At 73.6% G+C, this 24,465-nt stretch carries 22 protein-coding genes and 1 pseudogene; 11 read left to right on the forward strand and 12 right to left on the reverse strand.

The features are described from left to right. Window positions 1–11: 11 nt before the first annotated feature. Window positions 12–1,244, reverse strand: coding sequence for a glycoside hydrolase family 18 protein (locus ACZ4WH_RS03820; RefSeq protein WP_468176250.1), 1,233 nt, complete (start codon window positions 1,242–1,244; stop codon window positions 12–14). Window positions 1,245–1,576: 332 nt separating this feature from the next. Here ACZ4WH_RS03820 and ACZ4WH_RS03825 point away from each other — a divergent pair, with 332 nt between their 5' ends. After that, on the forward strand, window positions 1,577–2,752 hold the full coding sequence (locus tag ACZ4WH_RS03825; protein WP_468176252.1) for an acyl-CoA dehydrogenase family protein: 1,176 nt from the start codon (window positions 1,577–1,579) through the stop codon (window positions 2,750–2,752). A gap of 435 nt (window positions 2,753–3,187) precedes the next feature. Here the strand turns inward: ACZ4WH_RS03825 and ACZ4WH_RS03830 are convergent, their stop codons facing one another. Then, the gene (locus ACZ4WH_RS03830; RefSeq protein WP_468176254.1) at window positions 3,188–3,622 is read right to left on the reverse strand and encodes a hypothetical protein; all 435 of its coding nucleotides are present in this window, start codon (window positions 3,620–3,622) and stop codon (window positions 3,188–3,190) included. A gap of 234 nt (window positions 3,623–3,856) precedes the next feature. Between ACZ4WH_RS03830 and ACZ4WH_RS03835 the strand changes: the two genes are divergently transcribed. The 4 genes from ACZ4WH_RS03835 (at window position 3,857) to fxsA (ending at window position 8,000) form a co-directional block, all read left to right on the forward strand. Then, window positions 3,857–4,297 (forward strand): Lrp/AsnC family transcriptional regulator, encoded by a 441-nt coding sequence (locus ACZ4WH_RS03835; protein ID WP_468176256.1) that lies wholly within the window; start codon window positions 3,857–3,859, stop codon window positions 4,295–4,297. A gap of 67 nt (window positions 4,298–4,364) precedes the next feature. Then, on the forward strand, window positions 4,365–5,981 hold the full coding sequence (locus ACZ4WH_RS03840) for an amidohydrolase (RefSeq protein ID WP_468176258.1): 1,617 nt from the start codon (window positions 4,365–4,367) through the stop codon (window positions 5,979–5,981). Window positions 5,982–6,540: 559 nt separating this feature from the next. Further along, window positions 6,541–7,335, forward strand: a complete 795-nt coding sequence (locus tag ACZ4WH_RS03845) for a polyprenol monophosphomannose synthase (RefSeq protein WP_468176260.1) — start codon at window positions 6,541–6,543, stop codon at window positions 7,333–7,335. Between the two features lie 113 nt (window positions 7,336–7,448). Further along, complete coding sequence (fxsA, locus tag ACZ4WH_RS03850; protein WP_468176262.1) at window positions 7,449–8,000, forward strand: FxsA family membrane protein; 552 nt, start codon at window positions 7,449–7,451, stop codon at window positions 7,998–8,000. Window positions 8,001–8,079: 79 nt separating this feature from the next. Here the strand turns inward: fxsA and ACZ4WH_RS03855 are convergent, their stop codons facing one another. The 4 genes from ACZ4WH_RS03855 to yczE form a co-directional block, all read right to left on the reverse strand. Beyond that, entirely contained in the window at window positions 8,080–8,454 is a 375-nt protein-coding gene (locus tag ACZ4WH_RS03855; RefSeq protein ID WP_003977404.1) for an RNA polymerase-binding protein RbpA, read from the reverse strand. Window positions 8,455–8,732: 278 nt separating this feature from the next. Further along, a complete protein-coding gene (locus tag ACZ4WH_RS03860; RefSeq protein ID WP_468176263.1) occupies window positions 8,733–10,079 on the reverse strand; it encodes an MFS transporter in 1,347 nt (448 codons plus the stop codon). 56 nt (window positions 10,080–10,135) lie between these two features. After that, complete coding sequence (locus ACZ4WH_RS03865; RefSeq protein ID WP_468176265.1) at window positions 10,136–10,912, reverse strand: glycerophosphodiester phosphodiesterase; 777 nt, start codon at window positions 10,910–10,912, stop codon at window positions 10,136–10,138. Further along, window positions 10,909–11,580: a membrane protein YczE gene (gene yczE / locus ACZ4WH_RS03870; RefSeq protein ID WP_468176267.1), complete on the reverse strand. Its 672-nt coding sequence runs from the start codon at window positions 11,578–11,580 to the stop codon at window positions 10,909–10,911. The genes ACZ4WH_RS03865 and yczE overlap by 4 nt, the downstream gene beginning before the upstream one ends. 103 nt (window positions 11,581–11,683) lie before the next feature. Here yczE and ACZ4WH_RS03875 point away from each other — a divergent pair, with 103 nt between their 5' ends. Continuing rightward, on the forward strand, window positions 11,684–13,192 hold the full coding sequence (locus ACZ4WH_RS03875; protein WP_468176269.1) for an SCO1417 family PLP biosynthesis transcription factor: 1,509 nt from the start codon (window positions 11,684–11,686) through the stop codon (window positions 13,190–13,192). 148 nt (window positions 13,193–13,340) lie between these two features. Here ACZ4WH_RS03875 and ACZ4WH_RS03880 read toward each other — a convergent pair whose 3' ends face one another. Both ACZ4WH_RS03880 and ACZ4WH_RS03885 read right to left on the reverse strand, forming a co-directional pair. Further along, window positions 13,341–14,954 (reverse strand): ATP-binding cassette domain-containing protein, encoded by a 1,614-nt coding sequence (locus tag ACZ4WH_RS03880; RefSeq protein WP_468176271.1) that lies wholly within the window; start codon window positions 14,952–14,954, stop codon window positions 13,341–13,343. Window positions 14,955–14,994: 40 nt separating this feature from the next. Continuing rightward, entirely contained in the window at window positions 14,995–15,189 is a 195-nt protein-coding gene (locus ACZ4WH_RS03885) for a hypothetical protein (protein WP_030620070.1), read from the reverse strand. Between the two features lie 293 nt (window positions 15,190–15,482). Between ACZ4WH_RS03885 and ACZ4WH_RS03890 the strand changes: the two genes are divergently transcribed. The 5 genes and pseudogenes from ACZ4WH_RS03890 to ACZ4WH_RS03910 form a co-directional block, all read left to right on the forward strand. Continuing rightward, window positions 15,483–15,875: an ankyrin repeat domain-containing protein gene (locus tag ACZ4WH_RS03890; RefSeq protein WP_059248174.1), complete on the forward strand. Its 393-nt coding sequence runs from the start codon at window positions 15,483–15,485 to the stop codon at window positions 15,873–15,875. A gap of 300 nt (window positions 15,876–16,175) precedes the next feature. Continuing rightward, window positions 16,176–17,594: a HEAT repeat domain-containing protein gene (locus tag ACZ4WH_RS03895; RefSeq protein ID WP_468176273.1), complete on the forward strand. Its 1,419-nt coding sequence runs from the start codon at window positions 16,176–16,178 to the stop codon at window positions 17,592–17,594. Between the two features lie 199 nt (window positions 17,595–17,793). Further along, entirely contained in the window at window positions 17,794–18,921 is a 1,128-nt protein-coding gene (locus tag ACZ4WH_RS03900) for a glycosyltransferase family 4 protein (protein WP_468176275.1), read from the forward strand. After that, window positions 18,918–20,093 carry a glycosyltransferase gene (locus tag ACZ4WH_RS03905; protein WP_468176277.1) on the forward strand — a complete coding sequence of 392 codons (1,176 nt, stop codon included), beginning with the start codon at window positions 18,918–18,920 and terminating at the stop codon, window positions 20,091–20,093. The genes ACZ4WH_RS03900 and ACZ4WH_RS03905 overlap by 4 nt, the downstream gene beginning before the upstream one ends. Then, window positions 20,090–20,971, forward strand: a pseudogene (locus tag ACZ4WH_RS03910) (SGNH/GDSL hydrolase family protein); the annotation flags it as partial. The gene ACZ4WH_RS03905 and the pseudogene ACZ4WH_RS03910, both read left to right, overlap by 4 nt. A 198-nt stretch (window positions 20,972–21,169) precedes the next feature. Here ACZ4WH_RS03910 and ACZ4WH_RS03915 read toward each other — a convergent pair. From ACZ4WH_RS03915 to ACZ4WH_RS03930, 4 genes are all read right to left on the reverse strand, one after another. Next, window positions 21,170–22,039, reverse strand: coding sequence for a 5-oxoprolinase subunit C family protein (locus tag ACZ4WH_RS03915; protein ID WP_468176279.1), 870 nt, complete (start codon window positions 22,037–22,039; stop codon window positions 21,170–21,172). Between the two features lie 157 nt (window positions 22,040–22,196). Next, a complete protein-coding gene (gene pxpB, locus ACZ4WH_RS03920; RefSeq protein ID WP_468176281.1) occupies window positions 22,197–22,814 on the reverse strand; it encodes a 5-oxoprolinase subunit PxpB in 618 nt (205 codons plus the stop codon). Further along, window positions 22,811–23,569, reverse strand: a complete 759-nt coding sequence (locus ACZ4WH_RS03925; protein ID WP_468176284.1) for a LamB/YcsF family protein — start codon at window positions 23,567–23,569, stop codon at window positions 22,811–22,813. The genes pxpB and ACZ4WH_RS03925 overlap by 4 nt, the downstream gene beginning before the upstream one ends. A gap of 64 nt (window positions 23,570–23,633) precedes the next feature. Beyond that, entirely contained in the window at window positions 23,634–24,464 is an 831-nt protein-coding gene (locus ACZ4WH_RS03930) for a putative hydro-lyase (RefSeq protein WP_468176324.1), read from the reverse strand. Window position 24,465 lies beyond the last annotated feature (1 nt).

The following is a 24,465-nucleotide window of genomic DNA, read 5'->3' on the forward strand; positions in this document are numbered from 1 at the left end:
CGGAAGGACCGTCAGTTGATCGCCTTGATCAGCTCACCGTTCGCGGTGTCGCCGCTCAGCTCCCAGAAGAAGGTGCCGCCGAGGCCCTGCTGGTTCTTGTACGTCATCTTTGTGGCGATGGTCGCCGGAGTGTCGTAACTCCACCAGTCGCTGCCGCACTTGGCGTAGGCGGTGCCGCCCACGGTGCCGGTCGCGGGGCACTTGGTCTTGAGCACCTTGTAGTCGTCGATGCCCTGCTCGTACGTCCCGGCCGCCGGACCCGTCGCCGTGCCGCCGGGGGCCGCCTGGGTGACGCCGGTCCAGCCGCGCCCGTAGAAGCCGATGCCGAGCAGCAGCTTCGAGGCCGGGATGCCGAGGCCCTTGAGCTTGGCGACGGTTGCCGAGGTGTGGTAGTTCGCCTTCGGTATGCCCGTGTAGGAGTTCAGCGGGGAGTGCGGGGCGGTCGGGCCGGTCGCGTCCCAGGCGCCGAAGTAGTCGTACGTCATCGGGTTGTACCAGTCGACGTACTGGGCGGCGCCTGCGTAGTTCGCCGCGTCGATCTTGCCGCCGCTGGTGGCGTCCGCGGTGATCGCCGCCGTCACCAGGTTCCCGGAGCCGAACTTCGAGCGCAGGGCGGCCATCAGGTTCTTGAACGCCTCGCGTCCGCTGGTGTCACAGGTGTTGCCGCAGGCGTTCGGGTACTCCCAGTCGATGTCGATGCCGTCGAAGACCCCCGCCCACTTGGAGTTCTTCACCAGGTCGTAGCAGGACTGGGCGAACGCGGCCGGGTTCTTCGCGGCCTCGCCGAAGCCGCCGGACCAGGTCCAGCCGCCGAAGGACCACAGGATCTTCAGCCCCGGGTGCTTCTTCTTCAGCTTGAGCAACTGGTTGAAGTTGCCGCGCAGCGGCTGGTCCCAGGTGTCGGCGACGCCGTCGACGGACTCGGCGGCGGTGTAGGCCCGGTCGGTGGCCGCGTAGGAGTCGCCCATGGCGCACTTGCCGCCGGTGACGTTGCCGAAGGCGTAGTTGATGTGGGTCAGCTTGGCGGCGGAGCCCGAGGTCTCGATGTTCTTGACGTAGTACTTGCGGTCGTAGGTGCCCCATTCGGTGAAGTAGCCGACGACCTTCGAGCCGGCCGCCGGCCGCGGGGCGCTCGGTGCCGCTGCGGTCGCCGTGCCCGTTCCGGCCAGCAGGCCGGCGCCGAGGGCGGCGGTACACGCGGCCGAGACGAGGGCCCGGACGAGGGAGCGGTGGGGAGTGTGCATTCGGGTGTCTCCTCCTGGGGGAGAGGGGAACGCGCGCCGATTGGCATGAACGCGGTAAAGCGTTGGTCATGCACCCTAGGAGGACTAGACCACTAGGTCAATGGTTCGGACCAATCTCGGGCCCGCGCGCAAGCTCGACTGGACTCCTGGAGTAAGCGGTCGTTAACTGGTGACGGGAGGTCGCTGATCGGGCATACTCACTGCGCATGCCGCTGGTCAGCAGCTTCCGAGACCCGGGAGCGGGCACCTTCGGCGAAGCGCGATCATCAGGCGGAGCCGCCCCCCACCCCGGGCCGGACCGCCGGTGCCCGAACAGGGAGGAGCCCGACGCCATGTCCGACCGCGACCCGCAGCCGGTGGAGCGTCAACTGCCGACGGAAGAGGCGAGGGATCTGCTCGCCCTCGTCCGGGACATCGCCCAGCGCGAGATCGCGCCCAGGGCCGCGGAGGAGGAGGACGCGGGACGCTTCCCGCGCGAGATCTTCGCTCTGCTCTCCCAATCCGGCCTGCTCGGCCTGCCGTACTCCTCGGAGTACGGCGGCGGCGACCAGCCCTACGAGGTCTATCTCCAGGTTCTGGAGGAGCTGGCCTCGGCCCGGCTCACCGTCGGCCTCGGCGTCAGCGTCCACACGCTCGCCTCCTACGCCCTCGCCGCCTACGGCACCAAGCAGCAGCAGGTCGAGCACCTGCCCGCGATGCTGGGCGGCGGCCTGCTCGGCGCCTACTGTCTGTCCGAGCCGTCCTCCGGCTCGGACGCGGCCTCCCTGCGCACCAAGGCCGTCCGGGAGGACGGGGGAAGCTGGGTGATCGACGGCACCAAGGCCTGGATCACCCACGGCGGCATCGCCGACTTCTACACCGTGATGGCCCGCACCGGCGAGGACGGCCCGCGCGGGATCACCGCCTTCCTCGTGCCCGGCGACGCCCCCGGCCTGAGCGGCGCCGCGCCCGAGAAGAAGATGGGCCTGAAGGGCTCACCCACCGCGCAGGTGCACTTCGACGGCGTCCGCGTCCCCGACGACCGGCGCATCGGCGAGGAGGGCCAGGGCTTCTCCATCGCCCTGTCGGCGCTCGACTCGGGCCGGCTCGGCATCGCGGCCTGCGCGATCGGCCTCGCCCAGGCCGCACTGGACGAGGCGGTCCGCTATGCCACCCAGCGCCGCCAGTTCGGCCGGCCCATCGCCGACTTCCAGGGCCTGCGCTTCATGATCGCCGACATGGCCACCCAGATCGAGGCGGGCCGCGCGCTCTACCTCGCCGCGGCCCGGCTGCGGGACGCGGGCAGGCCGTTCGCCAAGCAGGCCGCCATGGCCAAGCTGCACTGCACCGACACCGCCATGAAGGTGACCACGGACGCGGTGCAGATACTGGGCGGCTACGGCTACACCGCCGACTTCCCGGCCGAGCGCTATATGCGCGAGGCCAAGGTCCTACAGATCGTCGAGGGCACCAACCAGATCCAGCGGATGGTCATCGCCCGTCACGTGGCGGGGCCAGAAGGTCGCTGAACTGGCCGGTGAGTACCGTCGGGGCCGCCAGCCTGACCCACTCCGGGTCATGGCGGCCCGGCAGGGTGCGGCCCCGGTCGGCCCAGGTCCGCATGAGGTCGCGGTAGATGGGCGGGTCCGGCGGCGCGGCCGGCGGTACCGATTCTCCGGGGCGGGGGACGAAGATACGGCGTTGACGCCCGGTTGCCGAGTACGTGGGGGTCATACCAGGGCAACGCGTCGACGGCCGGACAGGTCACCCTCCGACGGAATCGAGCTTCAGTTCATCCCCGTCCACTTCCCTCGAACCCGGACCGCCGCCTTCCCGGCTCTGTGGTAGCCGGGAGGACGCCGTCCCTGCGGACCCGGGCACGCTGATCCCGCACCACGACAGCCTGCGCGCCATGGTGCGGGGCACGTACGGGTGGGGTGAGCGGCGGGGCGGGGCGAGCCGGCTCAGGCGGCCTGGCGGCGCATCGGCGGCACGCGCATCGGGCGCGAGCCCGGGCCGCCGACGTGCGAGAAGGGCTGCGTCCGCCAGTTCAGACCCTGGGGGAGTGTGAGCAGCAGGGCCGTGTCCTGCTCCTGCGGCTCGAAGGACTCGTCCGCGGGGCGGGCGTCGGCCGCCGCACGGCCCGTGCCCGCGCACACCGTGAGCCCGAACGGGTTCCACGGCGAGGCGCACAGCGCGTGCTCCGGCAGCACCTCCTCGTCCGCCAGCAGGGCGATCGGCTGCGCGCAGTCCGGGCAGATCACCCGGTACATCTCGAAGGTGTCGTAGGCGTCCAGATCCTCGTCGAAGACGTCGGATTCGACGCCCTCCGGCTCGGGCTCGGCGACCGGCTGCCGGCTCATGGACGCGGATCGACCAGGGCGATGGGCACTCTGCATGGGATTCTCCCCCTAAGGCTGGGCCGTGAAGGCGCTGCGGCCTCGACCACAGCAAGCACTTCCCGTCCGGTCCGGGCGGTAATCACGAGAACATCACGGAGCCTGTTCGATGCGTGTGGCCTTCGTCACATGCCGCATGCAGGTGCCCGTCCCGGTGCTTTTTCTGCCGAACGGGGAGTGACCTGCGCCTCCGAGGTATCCGTGGAGATCAAGCGCACTGTAGGTTTTGGCGGCATGGAGGAGCTGGACCGTCAGATCGTGCAGCTGCTCGTCAAGGACGGGCGGATGAGCTACACAGACCTGGGCAAGGCCACGGGCCTGTCCACGTCGGCCGTGCATCAGCGGGTGCGCCGGCTGGAACAGCGTGGCGTCATCCGCGGGTACGCCGCGGTGGTCGACCCCGAGGCCGTCGGGCTGCCGCTGACCGCGTTCATCTCGGTGAAGCCGTTCGACCCCAGCGCCCCCGACGACATCGCGGACCGCCTCGCCGGCGTCCCCGAGATCGAGGCGTGCCACAGCGTGGCGGGCGAGGAGAACTACATCCTCAAGGTGCGCGTGTCCACCCCGCACGAACTGGAGGAACTGCTGGCCCGGCTCCGCTCGCTGGCGGGGGTCTCGACGCGGACGACGGTGGTCCTCTCGACACCGTACGAGGCCCGGCCCCCGAAGATCTGACGGTGCGGGGTGCCTTGCGGGTGCCCCGGGTGCGGCCCCGGTCGGCCGAGGCGAGAAACTGTCGGTTATGAGCAACCGCACCGCCGAGCCCCCCAAGACCGTCCTGCTCCGCCGCGGCGAGGTCCACAGTCCCGCGGACCCGTTCGCGACGGCGATGGTCGTCGAGGCGGGCCACGTCGCCTGGGTCGGCTCCGAGGGCGCGGCCGACGCCTTCGCCGACGGCGTGGACGAGGTGGTAGATCTCGACGGCGCCCTGGTCACCCCGGCCTTCACCGACGCCCATGTGCACACCACCGCCACCGGCCTCGCCCTGACGGGCCTCGACCTGTCCGGCGCCCCCTCCCTGGAGGCCGCCCTCGCCCGGATCCGCGAGTTCGCCGCCGCCCGCCCCGACGACCGGGTCCTGCTGGGCCACGGCTGGGACGCCGCCCGCTGGCCCGGCGGCCGGCCGCCGACCCGCGCGGAGCTGGACGAGGCCACCGGCGGACGCCCCCTGTACCTGTCCCGCATCGACGTGCACTCGGCGGTCGTCAGCACCGCCCTGCTGGACCTGGTCCCCGGCGACGTCCCGCGCGAGGACGCCCCGCTCACCAAGGACGCCCACCACGCCGTCCGCGAGGCCGCCCTCGCCGCCGTCACCCCCGCCCAGCGCGCCGAGGCGCAGCGCACCGCCCTGGCGCACGCGGCGTCCCTCGGCATCGGCACCGTGCACGAGTGCGGCGGGCCGCGGATCTCCTCCGAGGACGACTTCACCGGCCTGCTGCGGCTCGCCGCCGAGGTGCCGGGTCCGCGCGTGGTCGGCTACTGGGCCGAGCGGGCCGAGGAAGGCGTGGCGAAGGCCCGCGAATTGGGCGCGACCGGTGCCGCGGGCGACCTCTTCGCCGACGGCGCGCTCGGCTCGCACACCGCCTGCCTGCACGAGCCGTATGCCGACGCCGGCCACAGCGGCACCGCCTACCTGGACGCCGACGCCGTCGCCGCCCACGTAGTGGCCTGCACCGAGGCGGGTCTCCAGGCCGGTTTCCACGCCATCGGCGACGCCGCCGTGGCCGCCGTGGTGGAGGGCGTGCGCGCCGCCGCCGAGAAGGTGGGCCTCGCCCGGATCCGCGCCGCCCGGCACCGCGTCGAGCACGCCGAGATGCTCACCCCCGAGACCATCGCCGGCTTCGCCGAGCTGGGCCTGATCGCCTCGGTCCAGCCCGCCTTCGACGCGCTGTGGGGCGGGGAGGAGGGCATGTACGCCCGGCGTCTGGGCGTGGAGCGGGCCCGCACGCTCAACCCGTTCGCCGCCCTGCTCCGCTCCGGCGTACCGCTGGCGTTCGGCTCCGACAGTCCGGTGACCCCGCTCGACCCCTGGGGCACGGTCCGTGCCGCCGCCTTCCACCGCACGCCCGAGCACCGGATCTCCGTCCGCGCCGCCTTCACCGCGCACACGCGCGGCGGCTGGCGGGCCGTCGGCCGCGACGACGCGGGTGTCCTGGTCCCGGGCGCCCCCGCCGACTACGCCGTCTGGCGGACCGACGAGCTGGTCGTGCAGGCCCCCGACGACCGGGTCGCCCGCTGGTCCACCGATCCGCGCTCCGGCACCCCCGGCCTGCCCGACCTCACCCCGGGCCGTGACCTGCCGGTCTGCCTGCGCACGGTGGTGGGCGGGCGGACGGTGTTCGTACGGCCGGGCGAGTGATCTCCCGGGGTGGCGCGGGTTCCCCGGGCCGCCGGGGCCGCGCCGCCCGACCTGCGCATCCTCCCCACCGGCCGTGCCGCCGGTGCCGTCCGCCCAGTTCAGAGGGCTGTTGACAGTCGGCGGCCAGGGGCCGGTAGGTTCGTCCGAGTCCACCACCGGACGCCCGACCGGGGGACGTTCAGCCGACTCGTCGCAGCGCCGCTGGGTCAGGGACGGTGTGCCGCACCGGGGCACCGTCACTGGCAGCCAGGCTCAGCGCCCGCGCCGACGAGGAGAACGTTCCCGCGGGTCGGCCAGGTGTGACCCGGGTGGGGCCCGGGCGCTCAGTAGACAACGGCTTTCGGTCGACCCGCAGCCAGCGGGTCCCAGGTCGGACCGAAGGGCGCCGGGCCCCCATCCGTCGTGGTACGAAGGTGATCGGCACGTGGCGGGAAGGTACCGGAAAAAGCCTTCTTACCCCGCTCTTGGGGAATCGACACCACCATACGTACGCGCTGTCACGTCTTCCCAGGCCGCGGCCACTATGGTGGACCCCTGCGTACGACATGAAGGGGCAGCAGTGAACGACGGCGACGGGACCCTCGCGGCCAAGGCCCAGGGGAGGCAGTTCGGTCCGCTCGGCACGGCCTTGGTGATCATCCCGACCTACAACGAGGCGGAGAACATCAAGTCCATCGTCGGCCGGGTACGCGAGGCCGTCCCCGAGGCGCACGTACTGATCGCGGACGACAACAGCCCCGACGGCACCGGCAAGCTCGCCGACGAGCTCGCCGTCGAGGACGGCCACGTCCATGTGCTGCACCGCAAGGGCAAGGAGGGCCTCGGCGCCGCCTACCTCGCGGGCTTCCGCTGGGGCCTGGAGCGGGACTACGGGGTGCTGATCGAGATGGACGCCGACGGCTCCCACCAGCCCGAGGAGCTGCCCCGGCTGCTCACCGCCCTCAAGGGCGCCGACCTGGTCCTCGGCTCCCGCTGGGTGCCCGGCGGCCGGGTGGTGAACTGGCCGAAGTCCCGGGAGTTCCTCTCGCGCGGCGGCTCCACCTACTCGCGGCTCATGCTCGACGTGCCGATCCGGGACGTGACCGGCGGCTTCCGTGCCTTCCGCCGCGAGACGCTGAAGGGCCTCGGCCTCGGCGAGGTCGCCTCGCAGGGCTACTGCTTCCAGGTCGACCTGGCCCGCCGCGCGGTGAAGGCCGGCTACCACGTCGTCGAGGTCCCCATCACCTTCGTCGAGCGGGAACTGGGCGACTCCAAGATGAGCCGGGACATCGTGGTCGAGGCGCTGTGGCGGGTCACCGCCTGGGGCGTCGGGGACCGCCTCGGCAAGCTCACCGGCAAGGACAAGCAGGCGTAGCGGAGGGTTCGCGGCCCCGGCCGGTCGGCAGGATCGCGTCCCGGCCGGTCACCCCCCTTGTCCCGGTCACCCCCCTTATCCCGCGCTGAGGCGTGCCCAGGCACACTGGGACCATGACGACTGGCGCTCCGACCTCTCCGCACACCGCCCGCCGCCGGCGCTCACGGCTGCGCAGGTATCTGCCGCTGGGCTTTGCCGCGTGGCTGGTGCTGGAGATCTGGCTGTTGACCCTGGTCGCGGGCGCGGCGGGCGGCCTCACGGTGTTCCTGCTGCTGGTCGTGGGCCTCGTGGCGGGGTCCGTGGTCATCAAGCGGGCGGGCCGCCGCGCCTTCCAGAGCCTGAACGAGGCGTTGCAGCGGGGCGGCTCACCGGCGCGCGGCGGTGGCAACGGCCTCATGATGCTCGGCGGCCTGCTGCTCATGATCCCCGGCCTGGTCTCGGACGCGGCGGGCCTGCTCCTGCTGCTCCCGCCGGTCCAGAAGGCGGTGAGCCGCTTCGCGGAGAACGCCCTGGAACGGAGTCTGCGCAAGGCCGCCCCGGGCAGCCTCGGCGACGCGTTCCAGCAGGTCCGTATCCACCGGCCCGACGGCAAGGTGGTGCAGGGCGAGGTCATCAGGGAGGGCCGTCCCGAGGCGGGGGAGGGGAGGCCCCCGCTCACGCGCTGAGCGGTGCGGCAACGCACAACGACCGCGGGCGCCGTACGTGAAGACGTACGGCGCCCGCGGTCGTTGTGCTGTATGCGCGTTACGCGCTCTTGCGGCTGTCCCTGGGGTGGACCGCGATGTTCATCGCCCCCGAGCGCAGCACCGCCAGACGCTCCTCAAGGACCTCTTCGAGTTCCTCACGGGTGCGTCGCTCCATCAGCATGTCCCAATGCGTACGCGCGGGCTTGGCCTTCTTCTCCTCAGGGCCGTCGCCGTCCACGAGGAGTGCCTGGGCCCCACAGACCTTGCACTCCCACTCCGGCGGGATCTCCGCCTCGACCGAGAAGGGCATCTCGAAGCGATGTCCCTTCTCACATGCGTACTCCACGGCCTGGCGCGGGGCCAGGTCGATACCGCGGTCCGTCTCGTAGCTGGTCACCACGAGGCGCGTACCGCGAAGAGCTCGCTCACTCATGAATCGTGCCTCCCGGGCTTGTCGCCCACAGGACAGGTGTCGCTGTCGTCGTCATCCGGTCAACGTCCGGTCGGCGGTAAAGATTCCCGTTCCGAGTCCCGTTCCGGGTCATGCGTCGCCGTCGTAGCCGCCCCTTGTTCTACCCACAGGCGCCCGGTTTGTCACATCTGCTAGCAGATGTCACCCAGCGTTTCGGCATCTTTGACGCGCAGTAACGGTACGCCTGGCAGGCCAAACGCGTACACTACCGCCCTTTCACGCCGAGTGCTAAATCGGCGCTAGATCTTTTCCGGAACCGGGTTCCCCGCCTCGGAGATCGCCCGCCGCACCGGGACCCGCGCGAGCAGGACGAAACCGACGACGAAGAAGGCCACCAGCGAGAAGATCGCCGACCGGTAGCTGCCGGTCAGCTGGTAGGTCAGGCCGAACAGCAGCGGCCCGAGCCAGCTCATCCCGCGGTCGCTCATCTCGTAGGCCGAGAAGTACTCGGCCTCCTTGCCCGGCGGCACGAGATGGGAGAACAGTGACCGGGACAGCGCCTGGCTGCCGCCGAGGACCAGGCCGATCCCGGCGGCCAGCACGAAGAACCACACCGGCGCCCGCGCGGGCAGGAACCAGCCGGCCGCCAGCGTGAGCGTCCACGCCACCAGCGACCCGAGGATCGTCCGCTGCGCGCCGTACGTCCGCGCCAGCCGCCCCATCACCAGCGCCCCCGCCACGGCCAGCACCTGCACCAGCAGGACCGCCCCGATCAGCGTCGACTGCCCGAGGCCCAGTTCCTCGGAGCCGTAGACGGACGCCTGGGTGATCACCGTCTGGATGCCGTCGTTGTAGACGAGATACGCCAGCAGGAACGCCAGGGTCAGCGGATGCCGGCGCATGTCCCGGACCGTCGAGGCCAGCTGCCGCAGCCCCGGTGCCGTGGCGTGCCCCACGCGCGCGTGGCGGTCGCGCAGTCTGCGCAGCGGTACGAGCGTGAAGGCGCCCCACCACAGGCCGGCCGAGGCCAGGCAGACGCGGACGGCGGCGGTCTCGGAGAGGCCGAAGGAGTCGTGTGCCGAGTACAGCACCAGGTTGACGACGAGGACCAGGGAGCCCGCCGCGTAGCCGAAGGCCCAGCCCCGGGAGGAGACCGCGTCGCGCTGCTCGGGCGGGGCGATCTGCGGCAGATAGGAGTTGTAGAGCATCATCCCGACGGACTGCGCCGCGTTGGCCACGACGAGCAGCACCCCGCCGAGCAGATAGCGGTCGCCGTCCAGGAAGAACATCCCCGTGGTCGCCGCCGCGCCGGTGTACGCCGCCGCCGCGAGCAGCGGCTTCTTGCGGCCCGTGCGGTCGGCCGCGCTGCCCACCAGCGGCATCACGACGACGGCCAGGATCACCGACAGGGAGACCGAGTACGCGAAGAAGGAGCCCGCCCGGACCGGGACGCCCAGCGGGTGCACATAGCCGTCGGCGTCCGCGGCGTGCTCGGCGACCGAGGTGAGGTACGGGCCGAGGAAGACGGTGAGGACGCTCGTCGAATAGACGGAGCACGCCCAGTCGTACACGTACCAGCCGCGCTGCTCGCGCCTGAGACCGGCGGCCTCGTCCGCCGCCTCCGTCCGCACGGTGTCGGTGCTCACCCGTGCCCTCGCCTCCCCGCTCGGACTGCGAAGGCTCGGGCCGAGGCGGCCGGGCGTCAGACCCAGACGCCGCGGTCCTCCATGACCTTGCGCAACATGTCGATGTGATCGGTCATGATGCCATCAACCCCCAGGTCCAGGAGCCGGTGCATCCGTTCCGCCTCGTTGATCGTCCACACGTGCACCTGGAGCCCGCGCGCGTGGGCGGCGCGGACGAAGCGATGGTCGACCACGGGCACGCCCGACTGGGCCTCCGGCACCTGCGCGGCCACGGCCGACCGGCGCACCGCGGCCGGCAGCCCCCACGACCGCAGCCGCAGGTTCAGCACGCCGCGCCTGCCGAACGAGGTGGCCAGTCGCGGCCCCGCCAGCCGCTGGGCGCGCAGCACGCGCGCCTCGGAGAAGGAGCCCACGCAGACCCGGTCCCAGGCGTCCGTGCGCTCGATCAGCTCCAGCAGGGGCCGCAGCGCGGGCTCCGCCTTGATGTCGACGTTCCAGCGCACCTCGGGGAAGGTCTCCAGCAACTCCTCGAACAGCGGTACCGGTTCACGGCCGCCCACGCGCGCGTCCCGTATGTCCGCCCACGGCAGGTCGGCGATCCGGCCCGCGCCGTCGGTGACCCGGTCCAGGGTCGCGTCGTGGAAGGCGACCAGCCGGCCGTCCGCCGTGACGTGCACATCCGTCTCGATGTACCGGTAGCCCAGCTCTACCGCCCGCCGGAACTGCGCCACGGTGTTCTCCAGGCCGTCGGCCGCCCCGCCCCGGTGGGCGAAGGGGATCGGCCCCGGATGGTCCAGATACGGATGGCGCGGGCGCGGTGTCGTGAGGCTCACGAAGGCAGTATCGCGCGCTCCGGTGTCGCTCCGGCAACGACCGTGCTGCCCGCCGATGCCGGCGGGGCGGCGAACACCCGCAGGAAGGCCTGCGCCAGCGGTCCGATGGACACCGCGTACAGCACGGTACCGACCCCGATGGTGCCGCCCAGGACGAACCCCGTCACCACCACGGCCACCTCGACCGCCGTCCGCATCAGCCGGATCGACCGGCCGGTGCGCCTGTGCAGCCCCGTCATCAGCCCGTCACGCGGACCCGGCCCGAAGCGCGCCGCGATGTAGAGGCCGGTCGCCGCGCCGTTCAGCACGATCCCCGCGAGCAGCAGCGGGACGCGGGCGGCGAGGGAGCGCGCGTCCGGGAGCAGGGAGAGCGTGCCGTCCATGGCGAGGCCGACCACGAAGACGTTGGAGACCGTGCCGAGTCCGGGCCGCTGGCGCAGCGGGATCCACAGGAGCAGCACCGCCGCGCCCACGATGATCGAGACGACCCCGATGCTCAGCCCGGTCAGTTCCGCGAGCCCCTGGTGCAGCACGTTCCACGGCTCCAGTCCCAGCCCAGCCGCCACGAGCAGCGCGGAACTCGCGCCGTAGAGCGCGAGCCCCGTGTACAGCTGGATCAGCCGCCACCCGAGAGAGCGGCCGGGAGCGGATGGGCTGGGAGTGGACATGGAAATACCCCCCTGGGTGGTGGCGGTGGCCTGACGCATGACACTGTGTGGCTCGGGAACAATCGCCATCCATGGCCAATTCGGGGAAGGTGGACTGATCTTCATGGTGCAGTGGACCTCAGCCGTGGGGGCCGCGCAGCTCGCCCGGCTCCTCAACTCGCAGCAGGACCGCCCGGCCGGCCCCGGCACCCGCCGTCCCCCCGCCTATCGCGCCCTCGCCGACGGGATCCGGCTGCTCGTGCTGGAGGGCCGGGTCCCGGTGGCCGCGCGCCTGCCCGCGGAACGCGAACTGGCCCTCGCTCTCTCCGTCAGCCGCACCACCGTCGCGGCGGCCTACGAGGCGCTGCGCGGCGAGGGCTTCCTGGAGTCCCGGCGCGGCGCCGGCAGCTGGACCGCCGTACCGGCCGGCAACCCCATCCCCGCCCGTGGCCTGGAACCCCTGCCCCCGGAGGCCCTGGGCTCGGTGATCGACCTCGGCTGCGCCTCGCTCCCGGCGCCCGAGCCGTGGCTCACCCGGGCCGTGCGGGGCGCCCTGGAGGAACTGCCGCCGTACGCCCACACCCACGGCGACTACCCGGCCGGGCTGCCCGCGCTGCGCGCGATGATCGCCGAGCGGTACACCCGGCGCGGCATCCCCACCATGCCGGAGCAGATCATGGTGACGACCGGCGCGATGGGCGCCATCGACGCGATCTGTCACCTCTTCGCGGGCCGGGGCGAGCGGATCGCCGTCGAGTCCCCGTCCTACGCCAACATCCTCCAGCTGATGCGGGAGGCGGGCGCCCGGCTCGTGCCCGTCGCGATGGCCGAGGGCCTGTCCGGCTGGGACATGGACCGCTGGCGCCAGGTGCTGCGCGAGGCCGCGCCACGGATCGCCTACGTGGTCGCCGACTTCCACAACCCCACCGGGGCGCTCGCCGACGAGGACCAGCGGCGTCGGCTGGTGGACGCGGCGCGCTCGGCCGGCACGGTGCTCGTCGCCGACGAGACGATGAGCGAGCTGTGGCTCGACGAGGGGTTCCGGGACGGCGGCATGCCCCGCCCGGTGTGCGGCTTCGACCCGGCCGGCTCCACCGTGATCACGGTCGGCTCGGCCAGCAAGGCGTTCTGGGCGGGGATGCGGATCGGCTGGGTGCGGGCGGCGCCGGACGTCATCCGCAGCCTGGTCGCCGCGCGGGCGTACGCGGACCTGGGCACGCCGGTGCTGGAGCAGCTGGCCGTGAACTGGCTCTTCAGCACCGGGGGCTGGGAGCAGGCGGTCGAGCTGCGCCGCGCGCAGGCCCGGGAGAACCGGGACGCCCTGGTGGCCGCGGTGCGCCGGGAACTGCCCGACTGGGAGTTCGAGGTGCCTCAGGGCGGTCTGACCCTGTGGGTGCGCGCCGGCGGTCTCTCCGGTTCCCGCCTCGCGGAAGCGGGCGAACGGACCGGTGTCCGTGTCCCGTCCGGCCCTCGCTTCGGCGTCGACGGCGCCTTCGAGGGCTATGTCCGGCTTCCGTTCACCGTCGGGGGAGCGGTGGCGGAGGAGGCGGCGGTACGGCTCGCCGCCGCGGCTCGGCTGGTGGAGTCGGGGGCGACGGGGGCGGGCGAGTCGCCGAGGACGTTCGTGGCGTAGGCCGGGCCGGCTCGGGGGCCCTGGGCACGTGTTCGGCTGCGGGTCCGTCGTGGCCGCTCGCGCAGTTCCCCGTGCCCCTTCGGGGCGCTCCCGCCGCGCCCACCCCGCGTGGCGAGCCGACCCCCCCGCCCAGCCGCCGCACCGGGCGCTAGGAAGGCTCCGCCGCCAGGGCCTCCGCGGGGACCGGGGTCTTCTCCGTCGCCGGTTTCGAGAGAGCCGTCGGCTCCGCCTCCACGGCAGTGGCCCGTGGCGGCAGCAGCTCCAGCACCGCCTGCCGGTCGGCATCACTCGTGGCGTCGTCGTACGGGTCCGGCGTACGCGGGACCTGAAGCCGGTGCACCGGACCTGACCCCAGCCGGGCGTACCCCCGCCCGGGCGGCACATGCGCCATCGACGTCGTGTGGGGCGGCGCCCCCAGCACCGCCTCCACCTGGTCCGGCGCGGCGGACCCGAGCGCGACACGCGCGCGCGTGTGCTGCCGTACCGCGTCGGTCAGCGCCTCCGCGCTGTCGAACTGCTCGGCCACGACCACCGTCACGTTCGCCGCGCGGCCGTGCCGCAACGGCACCTGGAGCAGCACCTGCGGGTCCTTGCGGCCGTCCGCCAGGGCGAGGTGCGCGAAGACGCTGGGGCGGTCCAGCAGGATCCACAGCGGGCGGCGGGTGTCCGCGGGCGGCGGATCGCCCGCCTGCCGCGCCAGGTTGATCGAGATGAGCCGCCGCTCGGTCTCCTGCGCGGCCCACTCCAGGCTGGCCAGCGCCCCGGGCAGCGCGCACTCCACGGCCAGGACGCCGCTGCGTCCGGTCAGGCAGGCGTACTCGCCGGTGCCGCCGCCGTCGACGATCAGCACATCGCCGTACTGGAGGGCCTGAAGGGCGATGGAACGCAGCAGGGTGGACGTGCCGCTGCCGGGGTGGCCCATGGCCAGCAGGTGCGGCTCGGTGGAGCGGACGCCGGTGCGCCAGACGACCGGCGGGACGTCGACCCGTTCCTCTCCGTAGGAGAGAGGGAGCGTGCGCTGGACCTCGCTGGGGTCGGTGAAGCCGAGGACGGTCTCACCGGGCGCGGTGACGAAGCGCTGCGCGGGGATGTCGGCGGGCAGCGGGGGGAGGGCGGTGACGGTGAGCCGGTTGCCCGCCTCGTCCCAGGCGAAGTGGTATTCGCGGCTCCGCCCGGCCTTCGCGGTGAGCAGCTGTTCGATCCGCGCGCGGGCCGCGGGCTCGCCGTCCGGGAAGTAGGCGGGGTAGCGGATCACGAGGTGGCCGATGCGCCCGGCGTCGTCGAACTCATGGGCCGCGTAGGCCTTCTCCCACTCCCCGCCGTGCGCGTACAGCGGCGCCGGGTCCTCTGAGCTGGAGAAGTACGGCACCAGGGCCTCGTAGAGCACTTGGAGCCGCTCGGTCTGGGACTCGTCGGGCCCGTCGGGCGCCGACGGGGTGCGGTCGCGGCCGTGCCAGGCCGCTGCCGCCATCACGGCGATGACGGCGAGCAGCGGCCCGTACGGCATCAGGGCCACGATCAGCACCATGGACGCCACGAAGAACAGCAGTGGCCCGCGCTTGTCCTTGGGCGTGTCCGCCCACCTGCGCCGGCCGGCCGAGGCCAGCAGTCGCAGCCCGCGCGTGACGGTGATCAGCGGGTGGAGGACGTCGGCGGCGCTGTCGGCCGCCGTCCGGGCCAGCTCCCTGCTCCGGGCGATCTGCGTCCGGGCGATCTGGGCGCTGTCCTTGCTCAGAATGCGGGGGAGAGGGCGCCGGGCCACTGCTGACTCCTGTGGGTGCGTGCGGGCGGGACTGGCGGGGTCAGAACTTGATGCCGCCTAGGAGGCTGGCCAGGCTCTCTCCTCCGGCTTTGATGCTCGGGGCGATGCCTGTGGTCGACAGGTAGAAGCCGAACAGGGCCGACACCGTGGCGTGCGAGCCCTTCAGCCCGTCCTTGCGGAAGAACAGGAAGACGACGATGCCGAGGAGCAGCACGCCTGACAGGGAGAGGATCATTTGGGGCCTCCTGGTGTCGAAGGTGGGGGACAGTCACCATGAGTTCTTCCAGGATCACAGGATGTATCCATACGATTAAAGGTGCAACTGGGTGAAAATCGGTTGATTTCCCCCACTCGGGCGAGAGTTGGCGGAGCCCGATTGACCAGGCGTGTTACGGCGCGGCGCCCCGGCGGGCGCTGCTGCTGATCTTTACCTCGGGCAGATCGGGTCATGTGCCACGCGAGCCAGTACGCTGGCGATTCACTCGTACGAAGCAGTCCCCGAATCAGCATGGAGAGGCGGTCCGGCCGATGAGCGAAGCCCCCGACCCCGAGGTCGTGGAGCTGGCGACCAAGATCTTCGATCTGGCCCGGCAGGGGCAGACCGAGGCGCTCGTGGCGTATGTCGACGCGGGCGTTCCGGCCAACCTCACCAACGACCGCGGTGACTCCCTGGTGATGCTCGCCGCCTACCACGGTCACGCCGACGCGGTGCGCGCGCTGCTCGCCCGCGGCGCGGCGGCGGATCAGGTCAACGACCGGGGTCAGACCCCGCTCGCGGGTGCCGTCTTCAAGGGTGAGACGGACGTCATCAAGGCCCTCCTGGAGGGCGGAGCCGATCCTTCCGCAGGCACGCCGTCGGCCGTCGACACGGCCCGGATGTTCGGCAAGACGGAGCTTCTGGAACTGTTCGGCGTCCACTGACGTCGACGCGTTGATCAGCTATGACACGGAAAACGGGGGAGGCGGTACAGGGCCGCCGGAAATACGGTCGCGGCAGCACACACCGCGGGTCATCATGACGTCGTGATTCACGGACGCGATGGCTGGGCAGGTGTTGCCGCACCGCGCGGGCCGTGATGCGGTCCGCATGGGCCACCGACGAGAGGCAGAGAGAGATGGTCTACAGCAAGCAAGAGACGGCGGGCGCTCCGACGTTGTGTCACGCGGCCAGGTAATGCGTGCTCCCCGGTTGCGTCGACGCTTGATGTGAGGCTGTTTCCCATGTTCGATCCGGTCATAGCGCCCAGCGGTACGCTGCTCGGCCTGCTCCAGCGCGGCCGTGGCGACGGCACGCTGCACGCGCTCACGGCCCCGCGCGCCGAAGCGCTCGCGGCCCTGCACCACTGTGTGCTGCGCGACCCCCGCCACGACTGGCAGGTGGAGAACCGCTCCTTGTACTACGCCCGGCTCTACCTCGACCTGAACGGCGAGCTGGACGCCGTGGAGGCGCACCTCTTCGACCCCGAGGACGTCGTTGACACCGACGAGTCCCGCACCGGCCTGGCCCTGGCCGTCCTCGGCCACCTCGCCTCCTACGGCAGGCGGGACGCCCTCGGACTGCTGCGCCGGTACGCCGCGCACGGCTCCAACTGGGCCTGGGCCCTGGACGAGCTGGCCCTAAGGGACGACGACGCGGGCCTGCGCGCCCTCGCCGCCCCCGTCCTCGCCCGCTTCACCACCGATCCCGAGGGCGAGGCCGAGCTGGCCGCCGCCGTACGCGACGCCTTCGAACCACGGCCCTGGCGGCTGTGGGCCGAGGATCCGCGCGCGTCGATCGCCACGCGTGTGCGTGCCGCCCACGAGGCCGGCTGTTTCGACCGCTGGCAGCGGCAGATGCGGCCCACCGGTCCCCGCCCCGACTGGAGCGTCCGCGCCGTCTTCGAGTGGGCCCAGCAGGGCCTGGAGCGCGGTGCCGCCCTCCATGTGCCCGCCGCCCGCTGTCTGGTCGCCGTGGCCGGCCCCGAGGACCGGCCCGAGATCCTCCAGGCCGCCCGGACCGGCACCGACGGAGCCCGCTGCACCGCGCTGCGCTACCTCGCCGACAGCAATGACCGCGACGCGCTCGACCTGATCGAGGCCGCCGTCATCGACGGGACGGCACTCGTCGTGGAGGCCGCCGTCGACGCCTTCGAACGGATGCGCAGCGTCGCCGCCATCGACCGCGCGCGCCGCTGGGCCCAGCGCCCCGACGCGCTCGGCGCCGCCGCCGGACGCATGCTCGCCTGCCGTGGCGGCGCACAGGACCGCGACCTGGTCCTCGGCGCCCTGCGCGAGGCCGTACGGGGCGAGGGCCCGGACGCGCCCACCCTGTGGACCCTCGTCGACGGCGCCGGACGCCTCGGCATCGCCTGCGCCGCCCCCGTCCTGCGCCATGTCTACCGCGAGACGGCCTCCTCCCACCTCCGCGGCCGCGCCGCCCGCGCGCTGGCCGCCACCGACCCCTCCTTCGCCACCGGCTTCGCCGTCGAATGCCTGTGGGACTGCGAGGAGACCACCCGCGAACTCGCCGCCCGGCACGCCGAGACCGGCGACGCCCGGGTCGTGGAGCGCCTGCGCCGCCTGGCCGCCGACCCGGCCGAGGAGGCCGAGGTGCAGACCGCGGTACGCAGCCGCTTCGGACCCGACGCGACCCTCGGCTGAGCCGCATCGGCTCACCCCCACCCGCACCTCTGCCCCGGCGGACGAGCGCCCGCCGGGTGAACACCGGATGACCCGCGGGTCAGGCGGCCATGACGGGCGCCTGACCTGCTCGGGTGTGCAGCCCAACGCTCATGGGACGTTCCCCGCCCCGAAAGATCGAAGTTGACGCGGGCACGTCCAGCGCGGCGACAACACCCGTATGCGTGTCGTCATCGTGACCGAATCCTTTCCCCCCGATGTGAACGGCGTGGCCCACTGCGCGCTCCAGACCGCCCGGCACCTCGTAGATCGCGGTCACCTCCCGCTCGTCGTCGCCCCCGCTCCCGCGCCCGGCAGCGGCCCGGACACGGACGCCCCGTGCCCGGTCGTCCGGATTCCCTCCCTCCCGCTCCCCGGCTACCCCCAGGTCCGCGTCGCCCTGCCCAGCCGGCGCCTCGCCGCCGCCCTCGTCGCGCACAGCCCCGACGTGGTCCACCTGGCCAGCCCCTTCGTCCTCGGCGTCCGTGGCATGGCGGCCGCCGCCCGGCTCGGCGTCCCCGCCGTCGCCGTCTACCAGACCGACCTGGCCGGCTACGCCCGCACCTACATGGGCGCCGGAGAGGCCGCGGCCTGGCGGCGGATCCGCTCCGTGCACGCCGCCGCCGACCGCACCCTGGCCCCGTCCAGTGCCGCGCAGTCCGACCTGGAGGAGCACGGCGTCCCCCGGGTACGGCTCTGGCCGCGCGGCGTGGACACCGTACGTTTCCGGCCACAGCACCGGGACGAGGCGCTGCGCCGCGAACTCGCCCCGAACGGCGAACTGATCGTCGGCTACGTCGGCCGGCTCGCCCCCGAGAAACACGTCGAACTCCTCTCCGGAGTCTGCGGGCTGGCCGGCGTGCGGGTCGTGGTCGTCGGCGACGGCCCCAGCCACGCCCACCTGACCGAGGCCCTGCCCGGCGCCGTCTTCCTGGGCCGCCGCACCGGTGACGACCTGGCCCGGATCTTCGCCTCGCTGGACCTGTTCGTGCACACCGGCCCCTTCGAGACCTTCTGCCAGACCGTCCAGGAGGCCATGGCCAGCGGTGTCCCGGTCGTCGCGCCCGCCGCCGGCGGCCCGCTCGACCTGGTCGACCACGGCCGTACCGGCCTGCTCGTCCCGCCGCGCGACGCCACCGCCGTACAGGAGGCCGTCCGCGCCCTGGCCGCCGACCCCGCGCGCCGCGCCGCGTACGGCGCCACCGCCCGCGCCACGGTCGAGGGCCGCACCTGGGCCGCCGTCGGCGACCAGCTGATCGCCCACTACGACGACGTCCTCGCGGACCGGAAGACGGCGGTGGCGGCATGACCGGGCAGTCCCTGCGCATCGTCCGCCTCGCCAACTTCGTCGCCCCCGCCTCCGGCGGCCTGCGCACCGCCCTGCGCGAACTCGGCAAGGGGTTCCGGGCCGCGGGCCACGAACCGGTCCTGATCGTGCCCGGCGAACGGCACACCGACCGCGACACCGAGCAGGGCCGGGTCATCACCCTGCCCGGCCCGCTGCTGCCCGGCACCGGCGGCTACCGCGTCCTGACCGACAAGCGGCGCGTGGCCGCCCTCCTGGAGGAGTTGGCCCCGGACCGCCTGGAGGTCTCCGACCGGACCACCCTGCGCTGGACCGGCCGCTGGGCCCGCCGCGCGCGCGTGCCCGCCGTGATGGTCTCCCACGAGACCGCCGACGGCGTGCTGCGCACCTGGGGCCTGCCCGAACACCTCGCCCGGCGCGCTGCCGACTCCCTCAACACCCGGACCGCGCACGTCTACTCACGGGTGGTGTGCACCACGGAGTTCGCCGAGCGCGAGTTCGTGCGCATCGGCGCGCGCAACGTCGTACGCGCCCCCCTGGGCGTCGACCTGATGGAACGCCACCCCGCGCTGCGCGACCCCGGGCTGCGTGGCCGCTACGCGCGCGGGGACGAGGCGCTGCTCGTGATGGCGTCCCGGCTGTCCGTGGAGAAGCGCCCCGGAACGGCCCTGGACGCCCTGGAGGCGCTGCTGCGGCGCGGACGGCGGGCGGTGCTGGTGGTGGCCGGGGACGGGCCGCTGCGGGCCCGGCTGGAGCAGCGCGCGCGGGACCGCGGGCTCCCGGTGACCTTCCTCGGGCACGTCTCCGACCGCACGGCCCTCGGCGCGCTCCAGGCCTCCGCCGACGTGTGCCTCGCACCCGGCCCGGCCGAGACCTTCGGGCTGGCCGCGCTGGAGGCGATGGCGTGCGGCACGCCCGTGGTGGCGAGCGCTTCCTCCGCGCTGCCCGAGGTCATCGGGTCCGCCGGAGCCATCGCGGCCGGCGGCGGAGAGGCGTTCGCGGACGCCGTGGAACTGCTGCTGGACCGCGGCGAGCCCGAGCGGCGGGAAGCGGCACGCGCGCGTGCCGAGTGCTTCGGCTGGGGAACGGCCGTGGAGGCCTTCCTGGCGGCCCACGACGCGGAGATCCTGCGCCGCGCCGACGCCCGGCCCGCCGTGCCGGGGGGCGTGGCATGAGAGCCGATGCCGCGAGACAGCGGAGCCACACCGTCCGCTTCGTCGCGCTCGGGGACTCGCTGACCGAAGGCGTGGGCGACCCGGTCGGTGACGGATGGCGGGGCTGGGCCGCGCTGCTGGCCGCCTCCCTCGCCGGGGACGGCGAGCGGGTGCGGTTCACCAACCTCGCGTTCAGCGGGGCGCAGACCCGGGACGTGCTGGAGCGGCAGACGCCGGCCGCCCTGGAGCTGCGCCCCGACCTGGTGTCCGTGGTCATCGGCGTCAACGACACGCTGCGCCGCACCTTCGACATCCACGCCGTGGCCGCCCACCTCGACCAGGTCTACGGCTCCCTCACCCGCCAGGGCGCCACCCTGCTCACCGCCTGCCTGCCCGACCCCGGCGCCATGCTCCGGCTCCCGGACGCCCTGGCCCGCCCGCTGGCCCGCCGGCAACGCGCGGTCAACGCGGTCGTCCACGCGCTGTCCGAGCGGTACGGCGCCGTCCACCTGCACGCGGCGGACGACGGCTGGATCAGCGACCGGAGCCTGTGGAGCGCGGACCGGCTGCACCCCGGCGAGCGCGGCCACCGGCAGCTCGCCGTCCGCTGCCACGCCCTGCTCGCCGAGGCCGGCCGCGCGACCGGAAAACCGCCCTCGCCCGAACCGGAGTTCCCCGCGCCGACCCGCACGGCGAGCCTGTGGTGGCTGGCCACGGCGGGGACCGGCTGGGTGCTCCGGCGCTGCAACGACCTGCTGCCCCAGCTGCTTTGCCTCGCCGCCGACGAACTGCGCCACCGCGCCCGGGGCACCGGCACCCGCCTGGACCTGGGCGCATCGGCAGCGGTGTCGGCAGCCCTGGCGGCCCTGCCGGAGGCCCGCGCCGAGGAGGCTGCGGCTCCCCGGTACGGCAGCGAGAAGGGCGGGGCGGCTTTGGCGGAGGGGGCGGTCTTGGCGGAGGGCGTCGGCTTGGCGGAGAGGGCGGTCGAGGTGATGGGAGCGGTCGAGGCGGTGGGGGCGGTCGAGGTGCTTGGCTTCGAAGCGAGCGGGGTCGCCGAGGGGAGTGCCCCTGCCGGGGCCGTCTCGGCCCGTTGAGGCTCAGCGGCGTCGCACCGGTACGAACCGGACCGGGGTGCCCGGGAGGGCCTGTGCGGCGGCCGGCAGATCCGCGGCGCGGACCACCGCGATCACCGGGTAGCCGCCGGTGGTCGGATGGTCCGCGAGGAAGACGACCGGACGCCCGTCCGGCGGCACCTGGACCGCGCCGAGAACCATGCCCTCGCTGGGGAGTTCACCGGACCGGGCCCGCTCCAGCGCGGGCCCCTCGGTGCGCAGGCCGATGCGGTTGCTCGCCGCCGAGACCCGGTACGCGCGCGTGGTGAGATCCCGGACCGCCCGTGCCGTGAACCAGTCGTCGCGCGGGCCCAGGGTCACCCGGAGCACGAGTTCGGCCGGCGGACGCGGCTGTGGCGCGCCGTCCACGCGCGCGGGAGGGCCGGCCGGGGCGCCCAGCGGCAGCACCGTGCCGTCCGTCAGCGGGGCCGGGCCGAGGCCGGACAGCAGGTCGGTGGCGCGGCTGCCGAGGACCGGTTCCACGGCGATGCCACCGGCGACCGCGAGGTAGCCGCGTACGCCGGCCGTGGCCGAGCCCACCTCCAGCAACTCGCCCGCCGGCACCACGACCGGGGCACCCCACGCGGCCGGGCGACCGCCCACCGTCACCGGGCAGGGCGCGCCGCCGACCGCGACGGTCACCGTCGAACGTGGGCGCAGCGCACAGCCGTTGAGGGTGGTCTCGAGGACGGCGGCGTCCGGCGGATTGCCGACGAGCCGGTTCACCAGCGCCGCCGCGGGCGGGTCGAGCGCTCCGGAGCGGGGCACGCCGAGGTGCGCGTACCCCGGCCGCCCGTGGTCCTGCACGGTGGTCAGCGCCCCGGCGCGCACGACGACGAGCGCACGGTCGGTCATGGGGCCTCCCAGGCCACGGGTCGCGCCGGCACCAGGCACACGCGCGCGTGGACGGCCGTACGCTCCCCGGTCACGCGGGTTCCCCGGGTGCGCACCCGTGCCGGTACGGCCGTTTCCCTGGCGCGTACCCCCACTGGTACGGCCCTTCGCCCCCCGCTCATGCGCCCCCCACCGGTATGAACCGCACCCGTGTCCCCGGCTCCAGCAGTGCCGCCGGGACGCGTGTCGGGTCCCACAGCACCGTGTCCGTCGTGCCGATCAGTTGCCAGCCGCCGGGGGAGGAGCGCGGGTAGACGCCGGTGTACGGGCCGGCCAGGGCCACGGCGCCGGCCGGGACCGCCGTGCGCGGGGTGGCGCGGCGCGGGACGTGGCAGCGGTCCGGGAGCCCGGTGAGATAGCCGAAGCCGGGGGCGAAGCCGCAGAAGGCCACCGTGAACTCGGTCCCGGCGTGGATGCGGGCCACCTCCCGTTCCGGCACCTGCCAGTGCGCGGCGACCGCAGCCAGGTCCGGGCCGTCGTACCGCACGGGCAGTTCGATCAGCTCGCGCGCGCGGGCAGGCACCTTCGGCACCCGTGCGCCGGTCAGTTCCGCCGCCCAGCGGGCCGGCTCGGCCAGCCCGTCGAGCAGGACCGTCCGGGCCGCCGGGACGATCTCGCGCACGGTGAGCGAGCCCTCAGCGCGGCGCCGCAGCAGCTCGGCGTGCAGAGCCTGCGCCTCCTCCCCGGAGGGCACCTCGACGAGCAGCGCGTCGTCGCTGACGGGAAGCGCCCTCACGCGAACGCCTCCAGCCGCACGCCCGCCGCCAGCAGCCGCTCGCGCACCCGCCGGGCCAGGCCGACCGCGCCCGGCGTGTCGCCGTGCAGGCACAGCGACCGGGCGCGCACCTGGATCCGCGCGCCGGAGTGCGCGATCACCGCACCGGAGCGCGCCAGGCTCACCGAGCGCTCCACGACGGCGTCCGGGTCGGTCACCACGGCACCCTCGCGGCCACGCGGCACCAGCGTGCCCTCGTCGGTGTACGCGCGGTCCGCGAAGGCCTCCGTGACGGCCGGAAGACCTGCCTCGGCCGCCAGCCCCAGGAACCGCGAGCCGGGCAGGCCCAGTACGGGCAGCGAGGCGCCCGCAAGACGCACGCCCTCGATCACCGCGCGGGCCTGCTCCTCGTCGTGCACGACCCGGTTGTAGAGCGCGCCGTGCGGCTTGACGTACGCCACACGCGCCCCCGCCGCCCGCGCGAACACCTCCAAGGCGCCGATCTGGTAGGCCACTTCGGCCGCCAGCTCGGCGGGCGGCACATCTATCGCGCGCCGCCCGAAACCGGCCAGGTCCCGGTACGAGACCTGCGCGCCGATCGTCACCCCGCGCTCGGCCGCCAGTTCGCACACCCGGCGCATGGTGGCCGCGTCCCCGGCGTGGAAGCCGCACGCCACGTTGGCGCTGGTGACGACGGACAGCAGCTGTTCGTCGTCGGTCAGCCGCCAGCGGCCGAAGCCCTCGCCCAGGTCGGCGTTCAGATCGATCGCGGTCATGGCGTTCTCGCGTCTCCGGTTCTCTTCGGGGGTTTCTCTGTGTGTGCTGCCCGGCCGGCCGGGCTCAGTCGACGCCCATCAGCCGGTACTGCTCGTCCCGTGCGTCGGTCAGGAACATCTGGCCCGGCGCGTGTGTGATCGCGAACGGCGGCCGGGAGGCCATCACGGCCGCCTGCGGGGTCACCCCGCAGGCCCAGAACACCGGGATGTCGCCGTCGGCGACGGTCACCGGGTCGCCGAAGTCGGGCCGGCCGAGGTCCTCGATGCCGAGGGCCGTCGGGTCCCCGCAGTGCACCGGACCGCCGTGCACGGCCGGCAGCAGGCTGCTCTCCCGGATCGCCGCGCCCAGACGCTCGGGCGGCACCGGCCGCATGGACACCACCATCGGCCCGCGCAGCCGGCCCGCCGCCCGGCAGGCCCGGCTGGTCACGTACATCGGCACGTTCCGGCCCTGCTCGACGTGCCGGATCGGCACGCCCGCCCGGGCCAGCGCCCACTCGAAGGTGAAGCTGCACCCGAGCAGGAACGACACGAGGTCGTCCCGCCAGTACGCGCGCGCGTCCGTGGGTTCGTCCACCAGCTCGCCGTCCTGCCACACCCGGTAGCGCGGCAGATCGGTGCGCAGGTCGGCGCCTTCGGCGAGGACGGTCGTCGGGGAGCCGGCATCCGTCACGTCGAGCACGGGACAGGGCTTGGGGTTGCGCTGGCAGAACAGCAGCGTGTCATAGGCCCAGTCGGCGGGCACCGCGATCAGGTTGGCCTGCGTGTGGCCCGCCGCGACCCCGGCGGTCGGCCCGGCCAGGCCCTCGCGGAAGCGGGCCCGCGCGGTTTTCGGACTCCACGCGTCCGCGTGCGCGTCGGCCGTGATGACGGGACGGTCCTCGGTACGGTTCACC

The sequence above is a fragment of the Streptomyces sp. NPDC029138 genome (assembly GCF_055564375.1).

Coding starts and splice junctions, on each gene's coding strand:
- ACZ4WH_RS03820 (WP_468176250.1), bottom strand. CDS start 1,244: ATGCACACTCCCCACCGCTCCCTCGTCCGGGCCCTCGTCTCGGCCGCG.
- ACZ4WH_RS03825 (WP_468176252.1), top strand. CDS start 1,577: ATGTCCGACCGCGACCCGCAGCCGGTGGAGCGTCAACTGCCGACGGAA.
- ACZ4WH_RS03830 (WP_468176254.1), bottom strand. CDS start 3,622: ATGCAGAGTGCCCATCGCCCTGGTCGATCCGCGTCCATGAGCCGGCAG.
- ACZ4WH_RS03835 (WP_468176256.1), top strand. CDS start 3,857: ATGGAGGAGCTGGACCGTCAGATCGTGCAGCTGCTCGTCAAGGACGGG.
- ACZ4WH_RS03840 (WP_468176258.1), top strand. CDS start 4,365: ATGAGCAACCGCACCGCCGAGCCCCCCAAGACCGTCCTGCTCCGCCGC.
- fxsA (WP_468176262.1), top strand. CDS start 7,449: ATGACGACTGGCGCTCCGACCTCTCCGCACACCGCCCGCCGCCGGCGC.
- ACZ4WH_RS03855 (WP_003977404.1), bottom strand. CDS start 8,454: ATGAGTGAGCGAGCTCTTCGCGGTACGCGCCTCGTGGTGACCAGCTAC.
- yczE (WP_468176267.1), bottom strand. CDS start 11,580: ATGTCCACTCCCAGCCCATCCGCTCCCGGCCGCTCTCTCGGGTGGCGG.
- ACZ4WH_RS03875 (WP_468176269.1), top strand. CDS start 11,684: ATGGTGCAGTGGACCTCAGCCGTGGGGGCCGCGCAGCTCGCCCGGCTC.
- ACZ4WH_RS03885 (WP_030620070.1), bottom strand. CDS start 15,189: ATGATCCTCTCCCTGTCAGGCGTGCTGCTCCTCGGCATCGTCGTCTTC.
- ACZ4WH_RS03890 (WP_059248174.1), top strand. CDS start 15,483: ATGAGCGAAGCCCCCGACCCCGAGGTCGTGGAGCTGGCGACCAAGATC.
- ACZ4WH_RS03895 (WP_468176273.1), top strand. CDS start 16,176: ATGTTCGATCCGGTCATAGCGCCCAGCGGTACGCTGCTCGGCCTGCTC.
- ACZ4WH_RS03900 (WP_468176275.1), top strand. CDS start 17,794: ATGCGTGTCGTCATCGTGACCGAATCCTTTCCCCCCGATGTGAACGGC.
- ACZ4WH_RS03905 (WP_468176277.1), top strand. CDS start 18,918: ATGACCGGGCAGTCCCTGCGCATCGTCCGCCTCGCCAACTTCGTCGCC.
- ACZ4WH_RS03915 (WP_468176279.1), bottom strand. CDS start 22,039: ATGACCGACCGTGCGCTCGTCGTCGTGCGCGCCGGGGCGCTGACCACC.
- ACZ4WH_RS03925 (WP_468176284.1), bottom strand. CDS start 23,569: ATGACCGCGATCGATCTGAACGCCGACCTGGGCGAGGGCTTCGGCCGC.